We start from the raw sequence: 22,417 nt of genomic DNA on the forward strand, positions 1-22,417 counted from the left end.
ATATCGAATGTTTGCCCTGAAGACCCACAAATTCCTTATTGAGGGGCAAATTTCTCTACTTCGCTTCTTTTCGTTTATCTCGATATTCGGAAGGAATTTCACCTGTGAATTTCTGAAATACCTTCGTGAAATATCGCCGCTCCAAATAACCGCAAGACTTCCCGATATCTGTTATACTCTTGTCACTGTGCAGCAGCATGGATTTCGCCAGCTCCATGCGGTGCTTGGTTACATATTCAACAAACGTTTCTCCGAAATGCTGCTTAAATAATAAACTGAAATAACTGGAGCTAATGCCCAGTGAACTGGCAACATCCTCAATTCCGAAGTCGTTGGCATAGTGGGTTCGGATATATTCCTTCGCCGCAGCCATGAGCAGCTCGCTATTTTTCTTCTTATTCGCCCCTTCCAAGCCAACGGCTACAAGCTGCACCATGACCTGAAGCAAATGCTGAATACTTTCACTTTTGTCCAATTGACTCCAAATCTGTTCTTCCTCTTGCATATCGAGCGAATTCATCTCCCGCAGTTCCCGCAGCAAATGAAGAATGAGAAAATGCAGCATCTGATAAGCCCTTGCGAACGAGCAATCCGGCAGCCCTTCCAGCAGCAGCTTTAAGCGGCTTAGAGCATCCTCGGTTTTGGCACGGTTAAGCTGCTTCAGCCCTGTCACAATCTCCTCGACCAAATACCATAAAGTGCTGTTGGCATCCGCAGGCTCCTTCGATTCCTTATAGCGCAGCAGTGACTGCTGTTTGCCCAGATGAAGCTGCAGAAATCTTTGCAGCTTTCGGTACGTATCCGAAAGCTGGTGCAAGCCAACGGCCTCTGGGAAATAACCGACACTTATCCCTAATTTGACGGATTGCAGCACATTATTTTGCAGCCGCAGCGCGATGTCGTCCAACTTCGTTTGCGCCTTGCTTTCATCCCGCTCTTCCCATTGAATGAGTACGCACCACTCGCCTTCACGCAGCTGAAGGACTGTGAATTTAAGTTGTTCATCTGTTAAGGAGTCCTGCAGGACATTGCGCACAGCGAAATTCCACAACTTCCGCTCCTGCTCGCTCCAAGGCAGCGATTTCTGCGAATAGTCATCAACATCGATCATCGCGAACAAATAAGATAACGTTTCGAGGTCCAAATTATCTATGGGAAGCAGCGTATGCGTCGTTATTTCCGTATAATTCATCAGAACGTCCTGCAAAATTTTCTCATAGGCCAAATTTTTCATTTTGCCCCACTTTTGCTGTTCCTCCTGTTGATTCAGCTTCTTCTCTTTAATTTCATTGGCTAATTTACGAATGCTGTTCTCCAACTCTTCATAATTAATTGGCTTTAAAATGTAATCACTGACACCGACACGCATCAATGAACGCGCATATTCGAAGTCCTGATAACCCGTCACCATCAGCACTGTACAATCTTCACTCAGTTCTCGAAGCTTCTGTACGAACGTAATGCCATCCATCAACGGCATTCGAATATCGCTCATCACCAGGTCCGGCACATGCAAGCCGCAAAGCTCCAGGGCCTCCAGACCATTTCTAGCTGTCCCGACAATATCGATCTCCAGTTCATCCCAAGGGATAACCGCTTGCAAATTACGGAGAATATTAGGCTCATCATCAGCCAGAATTGCTTTTAGTCTCATAAGCCTTCCCCCTTATTTTTTGGAATCACGATCTTCATCGTCGTACCGTGCCCTTCCTGACTGCAAATAAACATGCCGTAGGCGGAGCCATACTGGATTCTGATGCGGTCAGCCACGTTGCTGACGCCAAGTCCTCTGCGCTCTTCATTAGCCCCTAATATTTCATCAAAAGGTGTTTCCAGCTCTGTTTTGTAATGAAATTTCGCTAATTTATCGGCGCTGATCCCAATCCCATTATCCCTCACATATAAACCAATATGCTCCCCCTCATCCACAACTTGAATGGAAATCAGACCTTTGTAGGTGATAGGTTCAAAACCATGCTGAATCGCATTTTCGACCAAAGGCTGGAGCGTGAGCTTGAGAATATAGAAATCCAGCAGCTCTGGAGGCGCTTCAATTTCATATTGGAATTGATCCTCGAAACGGAATTCCTGAATTTCCAGATAGCTTCTAAGATGCTCGAGCTCGTGCCTGAGCGAAATCTCCTCTCTGCTTTCCATCCCGATGCGCAGTAAATTTCCGAGCCGGTACACCATTTGGCTTACTTTCTTGCCTTGGTTCTGAATAGCCAGTACATTGATGGATTCTAGCGTATTAAAAAGGAAATGCGGCTTAATCTGCGCTTGCAGCAGCATAAGCTCTGCTTTATTCTTGCGATCCTGTTGGCGCTTCACCTCTTCGAGCAGATCTTCTACACGAACAACCAAGCTGTTGAATCCTCTCGCAAGTGCTGAGGTCTCATCTTTCCCGCTTTCCTCCATCCGGGTCGTGAGATCGCCGCGCTCCACCTTTTTCATCGAAGAAAGCATACGTAAAATCAGCTGGATAATACGGCGCACAAATACCAAATTATAAACCAATGCAAAAAATAAACAGACGAACGTAATGCCCGCAACCAATTTCATAATCGTCTCGATTTCCCCCGCCACCGACTTCCATGACGTAATCGAAACGACACTCCAATCCTGCACACCCATCTGATTAATTTGCAAATGGTACAGGGAGACTAAGCTTTTCTCATTCTGAAAGTTAGCTTGAAAGCTGTGATTGGCTTGCCCAAGATCCAATTTCCCCGGCAGCAGCTGAAGGACATTGGCGCCTTCGACCTGCTGCTTGTTATCGTAGAGGATGAGTCCGCTTTGGTTAACGAGCAGATACCGTTTGGCGCTTTCCTCATTCGTATTGAACGATTTGAAAATTTGATCCAGCTCGCTAAACTTGAATTTCAGCAGCATAAAGCCAAGATTGTCCATTGTCCAGAAATCCTTGACCATTCTTGCTTGATAGAAGTCTCCCCGTCCTGACCCGAATTCCTTATACTCGGATGGTCCGATCCAGAGCGGACTCCCATTCAATTCCTTGATTTGCTCAAAGGCTGTGCTGTTCATCAGCACTTGCCAAGGTAAAGCGCTTCCGCTTGTGCGGCCTGCGCTAAATGATTTGCCGACATTATTATAAATAACGACGGATTGAATCGGCGAATACGTTAAAATGGAACCCCGCAGCAGCGTATCGAATGTATTCAAATCATAAGAAGAAGGCGAAGCATCCTTCTGGTTCACCTCGTCGATGGTGCGATAAATGCCTTGTATGCTGTCCTTGACCATCCAAAAATCCGAAAAATAGTTGGCTTCTTTGAACATGTAATAAATATTGCGGGAAATCGCCTGCAAGGTGACTTCGGTTAGATCGCCATATTTCTTCTCAATCAGCTGCTGAGACACGGTGTATACCGCTGATCCGAGGACAAATAGGGGGATAATAATAAACATTAAAAATCCGATAAACACCTTTTTGTTCAAATTCATTCGCGATGGCAGACTCCTTCCAAGCAGAATGAGGCACCATCTTAGTGTTGGCGCCTTTTTCATTCCTTACTATTAATTATAAATGAGCCTTAATTTATCGTTCTAGGGATAGCATTGGATGCTCCAGGGATAAAATCGTCTACTTCATTTTAACTCATCCAAGTGATAGGACGGGTTCAACAGTTACCTCGACATTGCCTTTTAAAGATTTGCTGATCATACACGTCTGTTCGGCGCGATAAGCCGCTTTCGTTATTTTATCCACCAGCTCCTCGGAAGCATCCTTAGGCACGGAAATCTGAGGGCGGTGAACAATTTTCTCCACCTTCATCGAAGGACTGCTCTGCACATAAACTTCCGATGTCAGTGTAATGGTTGTAATTCCTTGTCTTTTCAGAAGCATGCCAAGCGTAATGAGATAGCAAGTAGCCGCCGCGCCTAACAGCATCTCTTCCGGATTCGTACCGATGCCTGGACCCTTCAACTGTTCGGGAACCGAAATGGCTGTCTCCAACTGGCCAGATCGGATGTGACCACTGCCGTCTAAGCCGCCAGACCATGATGCTTGCAATTCAAAGCGATGTTCACTCATAGTGGACTACTCCTCAATTCTGCTCAAACTGGATAGAAGCTCAACGTGCTTTCCTATAATTGTAAAGGAATATGTGTGGTTTCACCAGTAAACAAAAAATCGTTTCCGCTCCTGATTCAGGACGAAAACGATTCGGTTGAGCTATATGCTTGTATAGCTATCATTGATATCTATGAAGTTGCAAAATTCATGTGTTGGAATCAAAACAATGAAAGCCCTACCTCTCTTCCATCCTTGCGGCTCCAATGACCGCGCCAGTGCGAATTGCTTAACAAACACCTGCTGCCGAAACACTTTACGTTGCCTCGGGTTTACCATAAATGAGCTGATTTTACTGCATCATTGGGAGAAAAACAAACAAGGAGAGGGGGTTACTTTCTTCTCGCTAATCGTTCGTGTGGGGTAAATGAGGTTTGGTTTTAAGTGTTTATATGGTTCATTTCAATCAATTAATATAATATACAGGAAAATACAATTAAAGTCAAACTTTTTCTCATAAGGGACTGCTCGATGTAGAATACACGCCACCACTTTCCATATCCGAACCCTGATCTATCACCAAATAATTCTTGTCGTCTGTTATTTTCATCCTGTATGATAGTAGCAAGAAGCCACCCCCGTCATATCAGTCACATCTCGGCATGAAGAACACGCCGCTTTGCTAGTTCAACACTTGTTGTTGATCTGGTGAAGCGGCTTATTTATTTCCATAGGAGGTTTTGTCAATGAACGATCACTTGGTTCAAGCAGTCGATAGCTTTTTATCTGGGCATTTAGCACGGAGAAGCGGTGAACGTTACCGAAGACTCAAAGAAGGGCATGGGCATGCCGAAAAAACTTTTTTACTACACGTGTGGTGGCCCGCGTTCGGTAACTTTAAGGACTTACACCCCGAGTATGAAGTGAAAGACTTCCGCGATGGCTTGCGGTTCCTAGATTTCGCCTTCCTTCGTCCTCCGCTGAAACTGGCAATCGAAATCGATGGATATGCTGCCCACTCGTCACAAATGAGTCGAACCCAATTCTCAGATCAATGGATGCGCCAAAACCACCTTATCATCGACGGATGGAAGATCTTGCGTTTCTCTTATGATGACATCAAAGACCGCCCGCGCATGTGTGAACAAGTTTTGCAGCAGCTGATGGGCCGCCATTTGAGCCGAAATCCGCAAGACAGCAGCGTCATGAACTATATGGAAAAAGAAATATTCCGATTTGCTTTGTCACTAAACAGGCATCTGACACCTCAAGATGTACGTCATATTCTTTCCGTCAAAAAGCAAAAAGCAAGACTGCTATTGAAGAGCATGCTGGATAAAGAGCTCATACAGCCTGCCGGCAAGGGCACACAGCGAATTCGCGCCTATCAATTAACCGCCGCCGCGATGCAGCTTGTTGAAACCCTCAAATAAGGGATGGTACCCTTATTTCCAGCGTCCCCAAACTTTAAGGCCGAAATTCAGCCTCTCAACTGCTCAATCAGGCGGGCTGCTCAACTTCTTGACACGTTAAGGCTGTTTTTCAGCCTTACGGAGCTTCTTAGCCTCGTCCCCACCACTTTAAGGTCGAAATTCAGCCTCTCAACTGCTCAATCAGGCGGGCTGCTCGATTTTTTGATACATTAAGGCTGTTTTTCAGCCTTACGGAGACTCTTAGCCCCGTCCCCACCACTTTAAGGCCGAAATTCAGCCTCTCAACTGCTCAATCGAGCGGGCTGCTCGACTTTTTGACGCTTTAAGGCTGTTTATCAGCCTTACGGTGGCTCTTAGCCGCGTCGCCACCACTTTAAGGCCGATATTCAGCCTTACAGACACGGGGTTCTCGCCCATCCCAGAGAAGGCACTTGCCCGCAGCCTCCCCCGCTCAGCGCTTCCCTAACAAAAAAACCGCAGGCACATGCCCGCGGTCCCAACGCTACACCGTAAATTTCTGCAAGGAAATTTGCAGTGCTTCTGCTAATCCTGCCAAGGACTTGGCAGAGTTTTCGATTTCCTCAGTTGTCGACATCTGCTGCTGGCTGGCAGCCGAGGTCTCTTGACTGACGGAAATGCCTGTTTCCGAGACGGCACTTACGATGCTCATCACTTGCTCGATGCGTTCGTTCGCTTCTACGAGCTGGTGAATGTTCAAGTTCACATTCTCAACCTTCGCGTTAACCTTCTCTACCGATGTTTCAATATGTATAAACGATTCCTGAGCTTCTTCGGAAATCGCTAATCCAGCCTCAACTTTGCCGGCTCCTGTGTGCATAGAGCTCACGGCATGATTGATCTGTCTTTGGATCGTAGAAACCAGATTCGTAATGTTCCGTGCCGACGATGCAGATTGCTCTGCCAGCTTGCGCACTTCACCAGCAACGACAGCGAAGCCTCGACCCGCTTCACCTGCCCGCGCCGCTTCGATCGCGGCATTCAAAGAAAGGAGATTCGTTTGTGTAGAAATCTCATTGATAACACTAACAATCTCGCCAATTTTGTGAGCATTTTTGCCTAAGGCCTCAATAACGGCATTAACCTCATTCACGGAATCGGAGATTTCTGTCATCTGACCTGCAATGGATACGATCGATCTTTTGCCATTTTGCGCCGCAGTGGTTGCTTGTTCGACAAGCATAGTCACTTCAGAGGCTGACTCATCAATCAGCTTCGTACTTGTAAGCAGCTGATAAACAGCCTCATTAGCTTGGTTTACGCCAGCGAATTGTTTCTCGAAATCCTCCGACAATTGCTGGCTGGAATTGGCCACTTGCTTGGCTGCCAAAGAGCTTTGTTCCGAACTTGCCATAAGCTCTTCCGAGCTTGCCGATAAGGTCAAGGCATTGTCAGCGATTTGCGAGACTAAGCTTCGCAGATTTTCCGTCATGACATTAAACGATCCTGTTAGTTTCCCGACTTCATCCCCGTAAGGATAATTACCATTGACAGAAAGATCACCTTCTGCCGCTTTCTCCATATGCTCTTGAAGTCTGCGAATCGGTGTCGAAATAATCATATTTAATGCTAGTGCATTCACTGTCAGAATGATAATAGCGATTATGATCGTCAAAATAATGACCACATGCGAGGAATCTGCATCTGCCTTGCTGGATTCCTGGAATTTCTCGGCGGCAGATTCTTTGAGCTTCACCAAAGTATCCAACGCTTCATCCGTTTTATTCCCTTGCGCTGAAACCTCATTATTATAAATTTGGTAAGCAACTTGATTATTTTGTGTAGCAAGATCAAGAGCTGAGGTGATACCTTTGATATAGGTTAAATTCAGCCCCTCGAAGTTGCGAAATGCAATCGATTCCTCTTCGTTTAAAGCAATTCGGCCGATTTTGGTGACCAACTCATTATTGCTCAACAAGTTCTGCTCTAATTTGGCTTTCAATTTCTGTTTATATTTCACATCTACCGACAGCATCATTTCCAGTAAATTCGCTTCTGTTTCATTCGAGTTCGCTTTCAATTGGTTAATCCACTTCACAGATAGCAAACTTTCCTCGTACATTCTGGTAGAATTATCAGCCATCTTGTCCATGTAGTGGTAACCCGTAATACCTACGATGATGAGGAACAAAATAGCAATTGCATTCATGAGCATCAGTTTAAAGCGGATTTTAAGATTGCGAAGGATGGACAGGCTGGCTTTCCTATTTTTCGTATTTTTCATAAATCTCATATTGAATTTCAAAATGACCCGTTCCCCTCTCAAATCATCATGCTATCTCTGTTTTTTCAATGACATAATATCTAACATGAAAATAATTAATTTACCTATGGTTTATTTTACAAACAAGCAGACATTCTGTAAAGACAAATTTCGCCTAAAAACACCATAAAACCAAAGAAAAATCCACACTATTTGCTGCTATTTTCATCAAAGAGACAGGGAAAATAAAATGAGGTTGATCGGAATCATTGTCAATCTACTTTCGGGTGATGGCAGAGGATCTAACATTTGGAGGGCGGGGATGGCACCATTCATGAGGTCCTTCAAGGGGTCTATCCAAATATCCCCTGCTGCCCCGCCTCACGATGTAGCCGATATTGTCGTGATTCGAAGCAGCAGGCAATTTCACTTCACACACAGTCGTTCAAGCCGATGATCCCATCGGGGTTAATACCTAAAGGGCTAATTTTAACCGTTGACGCTGTAAAATTAGATAACTGACGAAGACGGCCAGAACGATAGCAATCCCTGTTATGGAGATGTCAGGTGAAAGACCGTCCTTGGAGATCTGGGTATAGACCCCAACTCCGGCGAGCATCATTGTATTTTCGAGGAGATTTTGTACCGCAATCGTTTTCCCGGCACCAACCATTCGCTGTCCTTTGTCTTGAAGCACCGTGTTCATGGGAACGATGAATACACCGCCGCTAAAGCCTACCAGAAGCAATAAACCTATCGTCACGTACAAGTTTGAAATGAGTGGGAACAACAAAATGCTAAGAACCATCACAATCCCAAACACGAACGAATTATAATATTTACGGGCAGGAATAAGTTTAGGTGTCATCAAGGCGCCAACCATAATGCCTATCCCCGTTATAGCCACAAGCATCGAAATTTGATCGACTGAATGTATGCCCAAATGTGCAGGCACCCAAGCGATAATGGCCAGCCGTACGACCGAAGACGTCATCCAGAAGGAGCCAGTTCCGACGAGCGAGAAGCGAGTTGTTCTGTCTTTCAACAGGAGCGTCACGTCAGAAACAAAACCCTTGGCTTCTTTTACATAGCGAATATTTGGATTGCCTGGGATGCTAGGTATTTGCAATGACAAAATCAAGGAAATGAAGTAAAGACCAAAGCAAACGACAATGGAACCCGTAAGTGATGCCTTTGCCAAAATCCCTCCGCATACAGACCCCAAAAGTATCGCCATAATCGTATACCCTTCAATCCGGGCGTTGGCTTTCAGAAGCTCATTGTCTGAATGAGTTAGCGAAGGCAAGATGCCATATTTGGCGGGTGAATATACCGCAGCTCCGATGCCAACGATGCCATAGCTGACAGCCGGGTCCAGATGCAGGAATAAAGCAATAATGCCAATGCCTTTGATCGCATTGCCGACTAGCAGAACACGGGACTTGGGATTTTTATCTGCATAGGCGCCAACGAATGGGGCTAAGAGCACGAAAGCGACTAGAAATGAGGCTTGCACAACCCCAATATAATAATCGGGGAAAGCATTCTGCTTGATGATCGCCAGTGTGATGAAAAGAATCATATTATCGGCAAAAGCGGAAAGAAATTGTGTCACGTACAGTGTCTGAAGTGGATTCTTTGTCAATGTCATAGCGCTTCTCTCCCTTGAGGTTCTAGAACTTCCTGCAATGCCGTACGTTTGATTGTTACATAGTCAACCTTCCCACTGCCCAGAAGCGGCAGCTTCTCCACATATCGAAGTTCTGACGGCATCATAATGGCGGGATGCCCTTGCTGCTTCATCGCTTCCTTGATGTGTTGGAGCTGAGCGCCAGCGCTGTTATGATAGATAACGATCCGCTCCCCTTTGCGCAAATCTGGGACACTGATGGCTGCGCAAATCGCAGGCGATGGCAGGCTGGCTGTCACAAGCTCCTCGACCATCGGCAGCGATACTTTCTCACCGCCAATTTTGGCAAAAGACTGCACTCTTGCCTGAATCGTGATGTACCCCTGATCATCCATTTGCACAACGTCCCCACAGCTGTACCACTCAGGACAAGGAACGAAACCGTGACCGTGAATGAGATAGCCTTTCATGACATTGGGCCCCTTTACGAGCAAATTACCTCCAAGCTCAATACCATCTACCTTTTCCAAACGATACTGCATGCCGGGTAATAACCGCCCTACCGTTCCTTTTTTGGCATTCATCGGCGTATTAAGGGAAATGACAGGTGCCGTTTCCGTAGTGCCATAGCCTTCAAGCAACCGAATACCGAATTTATCAGCCCAAATCTGTCTGACCTCATCCTTCAGCTTCTCAGCGCCTGCGATCACATATTTCAGCGAATGGGCAAAATCGTAAGGATGCGCTGTCCTCGCATAAGCGGATAGAAACGTCGAGGTTCCGAATAGTATCGTAATATTACGATCGTAGACCAGCTCTGGAATCACTTTATAATGCAGCGGATTCGGGTACAGCACGACTTTCATTCCGGACAGAATCGGCAGCATCGTTCCCGCAGTCAAGCCAAAAGAATGAAACATCGGCATAGCGCCAAGTACGATATCTGAAGCATTAAAGGCAATAACCGCCTTAGCCTGCTGAATATTAGCCATGATATTGCGATGAGTCAGCACAACACCCTTCGGTTTGCTTTCACTGCCTGAGGTGAACAGGACAACCTCGTTTAGATCAGCGTCGACAGGCCCTTGCGCTTTGCTTGCATAATCGAATATACCCGTCAGTTTATCGCTAAAAGAAATACTCTGCTTAACATCTTCCAAGTAAATAATCGTTAAAGACTCGCTTGCGCTAACAATAAAATCGGACAGATTGGCTTTTTCGATGAACGCTCTGGACGTAATAATCGTCTTGGCTGACACCGTTTCGCAACCATCCAACATCGCTTGCTTCCCAGCTGAATAGTTCAGCATAGCCGGTGCAAGGCCTAAGCGAAATAGAGCGAACAAAGTCACGACATTCGCCGCTGCATTGGGCAGCAGTACAGCCACATATTTCTGTTCACGGAGCAGCGGCTTCAAACGTACGGCCATCGTGTAGGTGCTGATCAGCAGCTTACGATAAGAAAGAGCTGTGTCTGCCACGATATCCTCGCAGATGATACTGGAGGAACCATGCTTTTTCGCTGCAACAAGCAGCTCATTGAATAAATTAAGCTCTGGCTTCAAGCGGCTTGCCAGCAAATGATTTTGCATGTGAGCGCGAATCGTTTCGGTAGCTTGCTCCTTCTGAATCCTTTTAGAGAATTGTTCACGCATAGGCACTTGAAAAGCTTTGCCACATGAAATGCTTACAGCAGGAAACCAACGCTGCTTCAGCTTGCCGCGGAGATAGGACAGCTTGGAATGCTCCAGTCCGTTAATGGCAATCGGCAGCATACGTGCCTGAGATCTTAAGGCAATGTAGCCAATTCCTCCATACACTTTCATCATTCCGCCCGTAGTGGTAATTCTCCCTTCGGGAAAAACGACTAGCGGTGTGCCATTTTGCACCGTTTTCAGCATCGTCCTTACGGAATAAGGATTCAGGGGATCAACCGCAATATGGGCCCGAAAAAGGAGCAGCCAAGCAAATCGTTTCGCAATCTTGGTGTTTACCACGAACGCCACTTCTTTCGGCAGAACTAGCGCGAGCAGAACAGCATCTAATAAGGATACATGATTCGGAATAAGCACCGTTTTCTCTGTCATATCCAACTGCTCCAAACCTTGTAACTTCACCCTGAAGCTCATCAACAAGGCCGGACGCAATAAGGGCAACATCAGCTTCAATAGAGTAACTACCAACCATTTGATCATCGTGACTCCTCCTAAGAGTTAAGCTATGGCATAACGGATACGCGAGCTAATTGGACATTTGTTAGGCAAAATGAATTGGTAACGCCTAGCATTTTGGGCTTCTCTTAATACCTGGTCATAATTACATTCTATGCATTTGCCAGTAAACGGATAGTACTAACTTTATGTAGTACTTAACGAATGAGCTTTGCTTATTAACAAAAAAGGCCGTCCCTAAGTAGAAATCTACTTGAGATCAGCCCTTATCCTAATATCAAAACTACCCATATTCGCCGCGATTTGCGGCTTACTGAGCTTGCAACAGTGCCTGTAGTCGTGCTGGATAATCGGTAATAATACCCGTAACGCCACACGCGATTAACTTTTTATAATCTGCAATCTCATTCACTGTGTAGGGATAGGTTGCAAGACCTGCTGCATTGGCTGCTGCAACATCCTCATGTTCAATACCGTGGTGGTAGGGGTGCAAGGAATGAACGTCCACACCCAATTGTTTGGCATAAGCGGCATGATTGATCAGATTGGCAGCATACAAGAGGCCTACCTTTGCCTCAGGCTCTTGCTGCTTCAACCTTTGAATCACTTTGTGGTCAAAAGACGAAATAACGACATCCTCGAGTCTGCCGCTTTCTCGCAAAAATGCCAGCAGCGCCTTTTCCATGCGCCCTTCATAAGCATGCTTCACTTCCACATTAATGAGAAGTCCACGCGGCACCAGTTCAAAAACTTCACGCAATAAGGGAATACGTTCTCCAGTATAAGCTTCCGAAAACCAAAACCCTGCGTCCAATGCTTTCAAATCTCCCCAGCTTTGATTCACAATCAAACCGGATCCGTTCGTCGTGCGATCGACGGAAGGGTCGTGGCAGACGACAATTTCGCCGTCTTTTGTTAAGTGCACATCTAGTTCGATACCTTGCGCCCCTTGCTCTAGTGCCAATGCGAATGAAGCTAATGTATTTTCCGGCGCTTCTCCAGCCGCACCGCGATGTCCAATAATGATCGGATGTTGTGTTTGCATAGTCCTCACTCCTAAACGTATAAGCTGATATAGCTCAAATTATAGTTGAAACTACCTGCCATGCCCAGTCGAGAAACGTAAAAGTTATGTAAATTTCTAGAAAAATCTACAATTCCTTCACTTGTATTTAACATTGGTCAAATAAAGCAAGGTTAAGCTAAGAAGCGTAGAACCAGTCGAATAATGTTCGTGGAGGCGTTACAAATGAATACGATGGACAGGGATTTGCCATTTACACCAACAACGAAGACCACTGCGAAAGTAAAGCAGCCTCTCCGTACAGCCATAAACCGGAATTGGACAGAAACGCTCCTTGGCTATGTCTTCTTATTTCCTTCCCTTTTACTGTTTGCTGTCTTTTTGTTCTACCCCTTAATTCAAACTTTTTATTTGAGCTTGCACGAAACCGATCCAAGAGGACGGATCGCTTCATTCGTTGGATTCGATAACTTCACGGCCATTTTCACATCAGAACGCTTCTATCAAAGCTTAGGGGTAACCGGCCTGTTCACCTTGCTCACCGTTCCTACGGTCATCATTATTGCACTTATATTAGCTGCTTTTACTCATAATCATTTAAAAGGCATGCGCATCTTTCAATTTATCTTTTCATTGCCCGTTGTACTATCCGTAGGCACCTCGGCAGTCATCTGGATGATGCTGTTCCACCCAAGCGTTGGCATGCTGAATTACTTGCTCAGCCTTGTCGGATTAGAACCGGTTGCTTGGCTGACAGATCCAAGATGGGCGCTGCTTTCCGTTTCCATGATGACGGTCTGGATGAATCTTGGTTTCACCTATATTGTGCTGCTCAGCGGCCTGCAAGGCATCTCGGATGACATCTATGACAGCGCCAAAATCGACGGCTCCGGCCCGATTCGCACCTTTGTTCAAATCGTTTTGCCCTTGCTCTCGCCTACCGTATTTTTTGTGACCATTGTCTCCATCATCGGCGCTTTTCAATCTTTTGGACAAATTCATATTTTGACTCGAGGCGGTCCGGTAAATTCCACAGATGTGCTCGTATATTCCTTATATCAGGATGCATTTATCAATTTTCGATTCGGTACGGGAAGTGCCCAAGCTCTCGTCCTGTTCACGATTATCCTGATTTTCACCTTCGTGCAATTTAAAGTTTTTGAAAGGAACGTGCATTATCAATGACCTCTCGTTTACAAAATACACTCGTCTATCTCCTGTTGATTATATGCGCTGCGCTGGTGCTGTATCCGATCTTCTATACGTTTTCCGCTGCGTTCATGACTCCCGGCGAAGCATCTGCCTATCCGCCTCGTTTCCTGCCAAGCAGCTTCTATTTAGGCAGTATTCTCGCCGTTTTCAAGCTGGTGCCCATCGGCAAGTTTATTAGCAACAGCTTCATCGTGTCTATCATCATTATGGTCGGACAGTTGATAACCTCCAGCATGGCGGCCTACGCCTTTGCCAATATTCGGTTCAAGGGAAAAGCGTTCATCTTCGCCCTTTTCATGGCCACTATGATGATTCCGTGGGAAGTTACGATCATTCCCAACTATTTGATGGTCAAAAAGTGGGACTGGCTCGATAGCCTGCAGGGCTTAACGGTTCCCTTCTTAGCTACAGCTTTCGGCACCTTCCTGCTAAGGCAATTCTTCCTGCAGCTGCCCAAAGAGCTGTTCGAGGCAGCGCGAATAGATGGCTGCGGTCACTTTCGCATGTTCATCCGAATCGTCCTTCCTCTTGGACGTCCTGCACTCGCCACTTTGGCGGTGTATGCTTTCTTGAATGCCTGGAACATGTACCTGTGGCCGCTGCTCATAACGAATAGCGAATCCATGCGTACGGTCCAAATCGGTATTGCCATGCTGCAATTCGAAGAATTAACCGTTTGGAACTTAGTTCTGGCGGGTGTAACGATCGTCCTGCTTCCTTCCCTCATTTTGCTCGTGCTTGGCTTAAAACAGCTGGTTCGCGGACTTACGGCAGGAGCACTCAAAGGCTAGTTCATGTCTGGTGGCTTCTCTAGTCAGCATTTTTGCTGATCTAGATTTCCATAAATAAAGAAAAACTAAGGGAGAGAATCAAAAAAAATGAAATCATTGAAATTGAGAACCTCTGCGATCGCCATGACCGCTCTCATGGTCTTGCTGACTAGCGCATGCGGTAAGGCTGAAACTACGACAACAAGCAGCACGGCAGATACGAAAAACTCCACAAGCACAGCAACTGCTGATACCAAAAAATCAACCGAGCCAGTCAAAGTCATTTGGTGGCATTCCATGAGCGGCGAGCTTGGCAAAGCTGTCGATAAATTGGTCGCCGATTTCAATGCTTCCCAGAAAAATGTACAAGTTGAGGCCGTTTTTCAAGGCACTTATGATGAAAGCCTGAATAAAATGAAAGCTTCAATGGATACCAAAAGCGGTCCTTCTCTCATTCAAGTATACGAAATCGGTTCCCGTTTCATGATCGACTCCAAGGCGATTACACCGGTACAAAAGTTTGTTGACGCAGATAAATTCGATCTTTCCCAGCTCGAAGATAACATTTTGAGCTACTATAAATTTGATGACAAGCTGTATTCGATGCCTTTCAATACCTCCAACCCGATTCTTTATTACAACAAAGATATGTTCAAAGCTGCAGGTCTTGATCCTGAGAAACCGCCAACGACATATGAAGATATTGCCAAAGCCGCTCAAGCGTTAAGCAAGGATGGCAAATCCGGCTCTTCCTTTGCCATTTACGGCTGGTTCATGGAACAATTCTTTGCGAATCAAGGTGTAGAATACCTTAACAACGGAAACGGCCGTACGGCTGCCGCAACAGAATCATTAGTCAATAATGAAGCTGGTGTTAAGACGTTGACATGGTGGAAAGACATGGTCGATAACAAAACTTCGGCAAACCTTGGCCGTAAAACCGATGATACCAAAAAAGCATTTTTGGCAGGTCAAGTGGCGATGACACTGGATTCTACAGCTTCCCTTCGCGGTATCGTGAGCGGTGCTGAAGGTAAATTCCAAGTCGGCACAAGCACCCTGCCGAAACCAGCAGATGCCAAAGATGGCGGCGTAGTTGTTGGTGGAGCCAGCCTCTACATCCTGAACAACAAATCCGAAGCTGAGCAAAAAGGCGCATGGGAATTCATCAAATTCTTGACGAATCCTCAAACGCAAGCATGGTGGCACGTAAACACAGGCTACTTCCCGATTACCAAAAAAGCGTATGATGAGCAGCTAGTTAAGGACAACCTAGCGAAATACCCGCAATTCCAAACAGCCATTGACCAATTGCACAATACGAAAGCCAACAAAGCGACACAAGGCGCAGTCATGGGTGTATTCCCGGAAGCCCGCCAAATCGTAGAAACGGCAATTGAAGAAGCTTTAACTGGCAAAAAAGCGCCAAAAGACGCGCTTGACGGTGCTGCGAAGAGCATTACGGAAAAAATTGCCGCTTATAACAAAACGGTAAAATAATTCGTGTAATAGCTGGACAAGAATACAGTAACGCAAACCAAGGAGCAGGGCGCTATAGCGTCCTGCTCCTTTCCTCTTTCAAGCTTACAGTATCTCCGAAAAAGCACGCCACTTTGCTCTTCTAAGCCAAAATCTCTTCAATCTTCTGAATAACATCAGCAGGCAGAACCACGCCTGAAGCCTTCACATTTTCTTCCAACTGTTCAATTTTGGTAGCGCCCACCAAGGCACTGGCTACATTGGATTGACGAAGAATCCAAGCAAGCGCAAGTGTAGAAAGTGATACGCTCAATTCATTCGCTACGCCAATCAACTGTTCAACTTTATCCAAATGAGCTTCGCCTAAGAAGTTGAAAATCCAGGCATTCGCAGTCGGATCATTCGCGCGGCTTCCCTCAGGCAGCTGCTGTCCTTTGCGATATTTCCCTGTCAGAACCCCTTGGGCGAGTGGTGAAAAAACAACTTGTGAAACACCGCTCCGCTCACTAAGCGGGATAATTTCAGATTCAATGGTCCGATTAAACATATTGTATTGCGGTTGGTTGACAACAATTCGATCCAGTAAATAACGATCCGCGACAGACAAGCCTTCCTGAATTTGCGCTGCTGTCCATTCGCTGACGCCTACATACAGCACTTTACCTTGCCGCACCATATCTTCAATCGTGCGCAGCGTTTCTTCAACAGGTGTTTCCGGATCGTAGCGGTGGCAATAGAAAATATCGACATAATCCGTTTGCAGACGTTTTAGGCTTGCATGCACCTGCTCGAAAACATGCTTGCGCGACAACCCTCTATCATTAGGGCCATCCCCCATCGGCCAGAACGCTTTCGTTGCCAGCACGTAGGAATCCCGGGAATGAGATTTCAATGCTTTTCCAAGTAAAATCTCAGCTTCACCCTTGGCATACACATTTGCCGTATCTAAGAAATTAATACCCAGGTCAAAAGCGCGCTGCGTCATCTTCGCAACGGTTTCTTCAGCAACAGAATTCCCGTAAGTAAGCCAGCTGCCCAAACTTATTTCACTTACTTTTAACCCTGTTCTTCCCAATCTCCGGTATTTCATAGATCGCGCCTCTTTTCGTGATTATAGTAGACCATCTTTGAACACGTGTTCATTCTAGTATATCACTTCACATTATCGTTGGAAAATTTCACTAAATAACCTATTGATTTTTCGTCGCAATCCGCATATACTTCATATCAATATCCATAACATGATCGTGCCTATGAAGAGAATCCAACTCGGAGGCGTTATCGCCAAGAAGGACCCTGCTTCTCTAAAGCAATGCCTTCTAAGTTAACCGGCACCGCCCGTTACCGCGGAACCAAGTGGAGAAGCATTCACCGGAATGTTTCTTAAATTGGGTGGCACCGCGAGCAAACGCTCCTCGTCCCAATCGGATGAGGGCGTTTTTTGTCGTTTTTAGAATAAAAACACATACTCGGGAGGTAACAAGACATGACGAAACGCTTGTATAATTTTAATCCAGGACCGGCTGCACTGCCGTTGGAGGTGCTTGAAGAAGCCCAAGAAACTTTCGTGGACTTTCAAGGAACCGGAATTTCACTGCTTGAGATGTCTCATCGCAGCCGCGGAGTCGAACACCTCAATCAAGAAACGCAGCAACTGCTCCTTCATTTGCTCAATTTGCCAGCGAGCGACTATGAGGTCCTCTTCATGGGCGGAGGGGCAAGCACACAATTCGCGCTGCTGCCTATGAATTTTTTGCCTGCCAATCAGACAGCACATTACGTTCTAACCGGCAGCTTTGCAGAAAAAGCCTATAAAGAAGCAGCCTATATCGGAAAGACTCAAATTGCCGCAAGCTCCAAAGAGCAGAACTGGCAGTACATCCCTGACCTGCATGAAACCGAACTAACAGCTGATGCTGCCTATCTCCATCTCACCCTGAACAACACCATTGAAGGATCTCGCTTTCAACAGATTCCAGAGGTTGGCAGCACGCCGCTAGTAGCCGATATGACGAGTGATATCTTAAGCAGACGGCTTGATCTTGAGCAGTTTTCGATGATTTATGCCGGCGCACAAAAAAATCTGGGACCTGCCGGAGTTACCGTCGCCATCGTCCGCAAAACATGGCTGCAGCAAGCTTCCACACAAATCCCAGAAATTATGCGATATGAGACGTTCGCCAAGCATCAGTCCCTTTACAATACCCCGCCTGTACACGCCATCTATATGATGAATCTTGTTTTGAAATGGGCTCTCCAGCAAGGCGGCATAGCGTCTTTGGAATTGCAGAATAAGCATAAAGCCAAATTGATTTACGACGTGATTGATGGAAGCAGCGGTTTCTACAAAGGCTTGATCGCCCATAAGGACCGCTCCGATATGAACATCACTTGGCGCATGTCTAACGAGCAAATCGAAAAAGCTTTTATACAAGAATCCCTCGAGAACGGTTTTGAAGGCTTGGCCGGACATCGAAGTGTCGGAGGCATGCGAGCTTCATCTTATAATGCGGTACCGCTTGAAGCATGCCAAGCTCTGGCTGATTTCATGAAGGCTTTTGCCCGAAAATACCGTTGATCGCGCTCGCAACAAAGAAAAGAGTCCCGTAGAGCGGCCAAGGCCAAACTCTCGGGACTTTTTATCTAAAGGTATAGAAACCTGTGGAAAATGTTTGTTATTTACCCAGTTGGTGAATCGGGTGTCCAAGCGCACCTTCCGCTGCATCCATAATCATTTCTGTTAATGTTGGATGTGCATGGATCGTAAGTGCGATATCTTCCAGATTAGCGCCCATCTCTACGGCAAGAGCAAGCTCTCCGATTAAGTTGGAAGCTTCTGGACCAACGATTTGACCACCAAGCAGTTGACCTGTTTCTTTGTCGCCGACAAGCTTCACGAAGCCTTGACCCGCGTTCAAAGAGTTGGCACGGCCGTTCGCCGCATAAGGGAATTTACCAATCGTAACATTGATCCCTTGCGCTTTGGCTTCCGTTTCGCTCAGACCTACTCCGGCAATTTCCGGATCTGAGAAGACAACAGCTGGCATCGCTTTGTAATCTACGATACTGGAGTGGCCTGCAATAGCTTCAGCAGCTACTTTAGCTTCATAAGAAGCTTTGTGTGCCAAGGAAAGACCAGGAACAACATCACCGATAGCGAAGATGTGAGGAATGCTTGTTCTGCCTTGATTGTCGACTTCGATCAAACCACGATCCGTCATTTTCAAGTTGATAAGATCCAGACCAAGCTCACCATCCGTGTTCGGACGGCGACCAACCGTTACGAGCACATAATCCGCAGTAACTTGCTTCTCTTCACCTTTTACAGTGAAAGTAACCGTTACGTCGTTTTCTGTTTTCGTGCAGGATTGCGCCAATGCTTCGGTATGAACCTCAACGCCAACTTTCTCCAAGTTGCGGGCAACAAGCTTCGTCAATTCTTTCTCGAAGCCTGGAAGCACATGGTCAGAACCTTCAAGCACAGTGACTTTCGTACCGAATTTCGCGTACGTTTGGCCAAGCTCGATTCCGATGTAGCCGCCGCCGATAACGACCATGCTTTTCGGAATTTCAGGCAAGTTCAGCGCCTCGGTGGAAGAAATAATTCTTCCGCCGTAAGGGAACGCCTTAAGCTCGATCGGACGGGAACCCGTCGCGATAATGCAATGCTTGAAGCGGTAGCGAGGAGCTTCTGCGTCATTGAACACACGCGCTTCGTGCTCATTGATGAACATCACTTCGCCTTGGAACGTTTGGATCTTGTTGCCTTTGAGCAGCGCGCTAACGCCGCCTGTTTGCTTAGCTACAATGCTGTTTTTCCAAGCTTGCACTTTCGCGAAGTCAACCTTCACGTTTTCCACGGAGATTCCCATGCTGTCGGCATGCTGGGCATGCTCATACGTATGAGCCGCGGAAATCAACGCTTTGGATGGGATACAGCCGCGGTTCAAACACACGCCACCCCAATCCGATTTATCAACGATCAGAACGCTTTGTCCAAGCTGAGCAGCGCGAATTGCCGCTACGTACCCACCTGGACCAGCACCGATGACCAACAAGTCAATATCTAAAGAAGCATCTCCTACTACCATGCTGTTACACCTCCAAGACGAGAAGCTCTGGATCAGCCAGAAGCTGTTTGATGTAGTTCAAGAAGCTTTGTGCTGTCGCTCCATCCACAATACGGTGGTCGAAGCTTAAGGAAAGCGCCATAACCGATGCGGCAACGATTTGCCCATTTTTCACAACAGGCTTTTCAGTGATACGTCCAGCGCCAAGAATCGCAACCTCAGGGAAGTTGATAACTGGTGTAAAGAACATACCGCCAACAGAACCAATGTTCGTGATGGAAATCGTGCTGCCTTTAAGCTCGGTAGGTGCCAATTTGCCTTCGCGTCCGCGAACAGCCAAATCTTTGATGGAAGAGGCGATGGACCATACGTTCTTGCGGTCAGCATCATGGATAACAGGAACGAGCAAGCCGTTTTCTGTATCCGTTGCGATACCGATGTTGTAGTATTTTTTGTAGACGATTTCTTGCTTCTCTTCGTCGATCATCGCGTTCATGACCGGGAATTGACGGCAAGCGGCAACCAAGGCTTTCACGATGAAAGGCAGGTACGTCAACTTCACGCCTTTTTTCTCAGCAAGCGGCTTCGTGCGCTCACGCAGAGCGACTAATGCGCTCACGTCGATTTCGTCCATTAGTGTCACATGCGGAGCTGTGTACACGGATTTGACCATAGCGTTCGCGATGATTTTCCGGATTCCTTTGAATGGAATCCGCTCTTCGACGCGATCGCCCACGACAACCTGCTGCGGAGCCGCCGCAGGTGCCGCTGCACCAGCTGCTGCTACGGCAGCTGGATCTGTTGCTTCCGGAGCCGCGGCTGCGCCCGCTCCGCTGAAGCCAAGCACGTCCTCGCGTGTTACGCGGCCGTGCTTCCCTGTAGGCGTCACCTCTGCGAGTGTGATGCCTTTTTCTCTTGCCAGCTTGCGGATGCTAGGCGTCGCAAGCACTTCACGGCCCGCGCTTGGCGCGGCCGCTGGTGATGGAGCAGCTGCCGCAGGCGCTGCTGCCGGAGCCGGTGCTGCCGCCGCAGGAGCTGCGCTGTCGCTCTTGTGATGCATGGATTCAGCAGGCAGTTCGCCTGTTACTTCAATCGTCATCACAAGCTCGCCGATGTTGCACACTTGTCCTTCTTTTACGGAAACAGCAACAACTTTTCCTTCAACTGGACAAGGCACTTCGACAACCGCTTTATCGTTTTGTACTTCCATAAGAATCGTTTCGTCAGTTACGGTGTCGCCCGCTTTTACTAACAGTTTGACGATCTCGCCTTCATGTATGCCTTCACCAAGCTCTGGGAACTTGTATTCAAACAATGCCACGTGTACTACCTCCTATTACCTTCGACTGTGATTAGAATTCGAGTACTTGATTGATCCCTGCAATGACACTTGCTGGACTAGGCAACCAAGCGTCTTCGATTTGAGCGAACGGATAGACGGTATCTGGCGGTGAAATACGCAGAACCGGAGCTTCCAGGTGCAGAATGGCTTTTTCATTAATTTGTGCAATAACCTCAGCGGCAACACCGGAAGTTTTTTGCGCTTCTTGAACGATAATTGCACGATTCGTTTTCTTGATAGAAGCAACAATCGTATCGATATCCAGCGGAAGCAGGGTACGAAGATCAATAACTTCAACTTTCACGCCTTGTGTTTTCTCGATTTCTTCTGCTGCTTTCACAGAAGTATGAACCATTGCGCCATACGTGATAACCGTAACGTCAGAGCCTTCACGAACGACGTTCGCTTTACCAAGCTCAATCGTATACTCACCTTCAGGCACTTCAGCGCGGAATGCGCGGTATAAATTCAGATGCTCCATGAAGAAGACAGGGTCATTGTCGCGAATCGCGGAAATCAGCAGTCCCTTCGCATCATAAGGGTTGGAAGGAACAACAACTTTGATACCAGGCGTTTGCACAAGCAAGCCTTCCAAGGCATCCGTGTGCAGCTCAGCAGCTTTGACACCGCCGCCAAAAGGTGTACGGAATACGATTGGCGAGTTGTAACGTCCGCCGGAACGGTAACGCATACGAGCAGCTTGCACACAAATTTGGTCAAGCGCTTCATAGATAAAGCCTACGAATTGAATTTCAGCAATTGGACGGAAGCCTTGAACGCCAAGACCAACTGCCAACCCGCCGATAGCGGACTCGGCAAGCGGCGTATCAAATACGCGGTCTTCGCCGAATTCTTTTTGCAAACCTTCTGTCGCACGGAATACGCCGCCAACATGGCCAACGTCTTCCCCGAACAAAATTACATTTGGATCTCTTTCCAGTTCAACGCGCATTGCGTCTTTTATCGCTTGAATCATCGTCATTTGTGCCATGACTTCTCCGTGCCTCCTAAGCGTTTTTCGCCAGAAAA

The 22,417-nt window shown here is 46.8% G+C and carries 16 protein-coding genes; 5 read left to right on the forward strand and 11 right to left on the reverse strand.

The window, feature by feature from the left end; genetic code table 11:
* Positions 1–55: 55 nt before the first annotated feature.
* From HQN90_RS12990 to HQN90_RS13000, 3 genes are all read right to left on the reverse strand, one after another.
* Positions 56–1,654, reverse strand: coding sequence for a response regulator (locus HQN90_RS12990; protein WP_173218792.1), 1,599 nt, complete (start codon positions 1,652–1,654; stop codon positions 56–58).
* The gene (locus tag HQN90_RS12995; protein WP_173218793.1) at positions 1,651–3,465 is read right to left on the reverse strand and encodes a cache domain-containing sensor histidine kinase; all 1,815 of its coding nucleotides are present in this window, start codon (positions 3,463–3,465) and stop codon (positions 1,651–1,653) included. Before HQN90_RS12995 ends, HQN90_RS12990 begins: the two co-directional genes overlap by 4 nt.
* Before the next feature lie 154 nt (positions 3,466–3,619).
* Positions 3,620–4,057 carry an OsmC family protein gene (locus tag HQN90_RS13000; protein ID WP_173218794.1) on the reverse strand — a complete coding sequence of 146 codons (438 nt, stop codon included), beginning with the start codon at positions 4,055–4,057 and terminating at the stop codon, positions 3,620–3,622.
* A 725-nt stretch (positions 4,058–4,782) separates the two neighbouring features.
* Here HQN90_RS13000 and HQN90_RS13005 point away from each other — a divergent pair.
* Positions 4,783–5,469: a DUF559 domain-containing protein gene (locus HQN90_RS13005; protein ID WP_173218795.1), complete on the forward strand. Its 687-nt coding sequence runs from the start codon at positions 4,783–4,785 to the stop codon at positions 5,467–5,469.
* A gap of 502 nt (positions 5,470–5,971) precedes the next feature.
* Here the strand turns inward: HQN90_RS13005 and HQN90_RS13010 are convergent.
* The 4 genes from HQN90_RS13010 to HQN90_RS13025 form a co-directional block, all read right to left on the reverse strand.
* Positions 5,972–7,732 (reverse strand): methyl-accepting chemotaxis protein, encoded by a 1,761-nt coding sequence (locus tag HQN90_RS13010; protein WP_173218796.1) that lies wholly within the window; start codon positions 7,730–7,732, stop codon positions 5,972–5,974.
* Positions 7,733–8,165: 433 nt separating this feature from the next.
* Complete coding sequence (gene lplT, locus HQN90_RS13015) at positions 8,166–9,341, reverse strand: lysophospholipid transporter LplT (RefSeq protein ID WP_173218797.1); 1,176 nt, start codon at positions 9,339–9,341, stop codon at positions 8,166–8,168.
* Positions 9,338–11,515, reverse strand: a complete 2,178-nt coding sequence (locus HQN90_RS13020) for an AMP-binding protein (RefSeq protein ID WP_246362264.1) — start codon at positions 11,513–11,515, stop codon at positions 9,338–9,340. The genes lplT and HQN90_RS13020 overlap by 4 nt, the downstream gene beginning before the upstream one ends.
* 286 nt (positions 11,516–11,801) lie before the next feature.
* On the reverse strand, positions 11,802–12,536 hold the full coding sequence (locus tag HQN90_RS13025) for a glycerophosphodiester phosphodiesterase (RefSeq protein ID WP_173218799.1): 735 nt from the start codon (positions 12,534–12,536) through the stop codon (positions 11,802–11,804).
* Positions 12,537–12,740: 204 nt separating this feature from the next.
* Between HQN90_RS13025 and HQN90_RS13030 the strand changes: the two genes are divergently transcribed.
* The 3 genes from HQN90_RS13030 (at position 12,741) to HQN90_RS13040 (ending at position 15,997) form a co-directional block, all read left to right on the forward strand.
* Positions 12,741–13,700, forward strand: coding sequence for a carbohydrate ABC transporter permease (locus tag HQN90_RS13030; protein WP_173218801.1), 960 nt, complete (start codon positions 12,741–12,743; stop codon positions 13,698–13,700).
* Complete coding sequence (locus HQN90_RS13035) at positions 13,697–14,518, forward strand: carbohydrate ABC transporter permease (RefSeq protein ID WP_173218803.1); 822 nt, start codon at positions 13,697–13,699, stop codon at positions 14,516–14,518. The genes HQN90_RS13030 and HQN90_RS13035 overlap by 4 nt, the downstream gene beginning before the upstream one ends.
* 87 nt (positions 14,519–14,605) lie before the next feature.
* Complete coding sequence (locus tag HQN90_RS13040) at positions 14,606–15,997, forward strand: ABC transporter substrate-binding protein (RefSeq protein WP_246362266.1); 1,392 nt, start codon at positions 14,606–14,608, stop codon at positions 15,995–15,997.
* 121 nt (positions 15,998–16,118) lie between these two features.
* Here HQN90_RS13040 and HQN90_RS13045 read toward each other — a convergent pair whose 3' ends face one another.
* Positions 16,119–17,066, reverse strand: coding sequence for an aldo/keto reductase family protein (locus HQN90_RS13045; protein ID WP_173218805.1), 948 nt, complete (start codon positions 17,064–17,066; stop codon positions 16,119–16,121).
* 396 nt (positions 17,067–17,462) lie between these two features.
* Here HQN90_RS13045 and serC point away from each other — a divergent pair, with 396 nt between their 5' ends.
* Positions 17,463–18,554 carry a 3-phosphoserine/phosphohydroxythreonine transaminase gene (gene serC / locus HQN90_RS13050; RefSeq protein ID WP_173218808.1) on the forward strand — a complete coding sequence of 364 codons (1,092 nt, stop codon included), beginning with the start codon at positions 17,463–17,465 and terminating at the stop codon, positions 18,552–18,554.
* Positions 18,555–18,651: 97 nt separating this feature from the next.
* On the opposite strand, the gene lpdA is transcribed toward serC, so the two are convergent.
* From lpdA to HQN90_RS13065, 3 genes are read right to left on the reverse strand one after another with little or no spacing between them, the layout of a single operon-like run.
* Positions 18,652–20,067: a dihydrolipoyl dehydrogenase gene (gene lpdA, locus HQN90_RS13055; RefSeq protein WP_173218810.1), complete on the reverse strand. Its 1,416-nt coding sequence runs from the start codon at positions 20,065–20,067 to the stop codon at positions 18,652–18,654.
* A 4-nt stretch (positions 20,068–20,071) separates the two neighbouring features.
* Entirely contained in the window at positions 20,072–21,367 is a 1,296-nt protein-coding gene (locus HQN90_RS13060; RefSeq protein WP_173218812.1) for a 2-oxo acid dehydrogenase subunit E2, read from the reverse strand.
* A gap of 31 nt (positions 21,368–21,398) precedes the next feature.
* Positions 21,399–22,379 (reverse strand): alpha-ketoacid dehydrogenase subunit beta, encoded by a 981-nt coding sequence (locus HQN90_RS13065; RefSeq protein ID WP_173218814.1) that lies wholly within the window; start codon positions 22,377–22,379, stop codon positions 21,399–21,401.
* Positions 22,380–22,417: the final 38 nt, after the last annotated feature.

This window comes from Paenibacillus alba, from assembly GCF_013204855.1.
In the GTDB taxonomy this organism is placed as follows: domain Bacteria; phylum Bacillota; class Bacilli; order Paenibacillales; family NBRC-103111; genus Paenibacillus_E; species Paenibacillus_E alba.

Coding starts and splice junctions, on each gene's coding strand:
- HQN90_RS12990 (WP_173218792.1), bottom strand. CDS start 1,654: ATGAGACTAAAAGCAATTCTGGCTGATGATGAGCCTAATATTCTCCGT.
- HQN90_RS12995 (WP_173218793.1), bottom strand. CDS start 3,465: ATGAATTTGAACAAAAAGGTGTTTATCGGATTTTTAATGTTTATTATT.
- HQN90_RS13000 (WP_173218794.1), bottom strand. CDS start 4,057: ATGAGTGAACATCGCTTTGAATTGCAAGCATCATGGTCTGGCGGCTTA.
- HQN90_RS13005 (WP_173218795.1), top strand. CDS start 4,783: ATGAACGATCACTTGGTTCAAGCAGTCGATAGCTTTTTATCTGGGCAT.
- lplT (WP_173218797.1), bottom strand. CDS start 9,341: ATGACATTGACAAAGAATCCACTTCAGACACTGTACGTGACACAATTT.
- HQN90_RS13020 (WP_246362264.1), bottom strand. CDS start 11,515: ATGATCAAATGGTTGGTAGTTACTCTATTGAAGCTGATGTTGCCCTTA.
- HQN90_RS13025 (WP_173218799.1), bottom strand. CDS start 12,536: ATGCAAACACAACATCCGATCATTATTGGACATCGCGGTGCGGCTGGA.
- HQN90_RS13030 (WP_173218801.1), top strand. CDS start 12,741: ATGAATACGATGGACAGGGATTTGCCATTTACACCAACAACGAAGACC.
- HQN90_RS13035 (WP_173218803.1), top strand. CDS start 13,697: ATGACCTCTCGTTTACAAAATACACTCGTCTATCTCCTGTTGATTATA.
- HQN90_RS13040 (WP_246362266.1), top strand. CDS start 14,606: ATGAAATCATTGAAATTGAGAACCTCTGCGATCGCCATGACCGCTCTC.
- HQN90_RS13045 (WP_173218805.1), bottom strand. CDS start 17,066: ATGAAATACCGGAGATTGGGAAGAACAGGGTTAAAAGTAAGTGAAATA.
- serC (WP_173218808.1), top strand. CDS start 17,463: ATGACGAAACGCTTGTATAATTTTAATCCAGGACCGGCTGCACTGCCG.
- lpdA (WP_173218810.1), bottom strand. CDS start 20,067: ATGGTAGTAGGAGATGCTTCTTTAGATATTGACTTGTTGGTCATCGGT.
- HQN90_RS13065 (WP_173218814.1), bottom strand. CDS start 22,379: ATGGCACAAATGACGATGATTCAAGCGATAAAAGACGCAATGCGCGTT.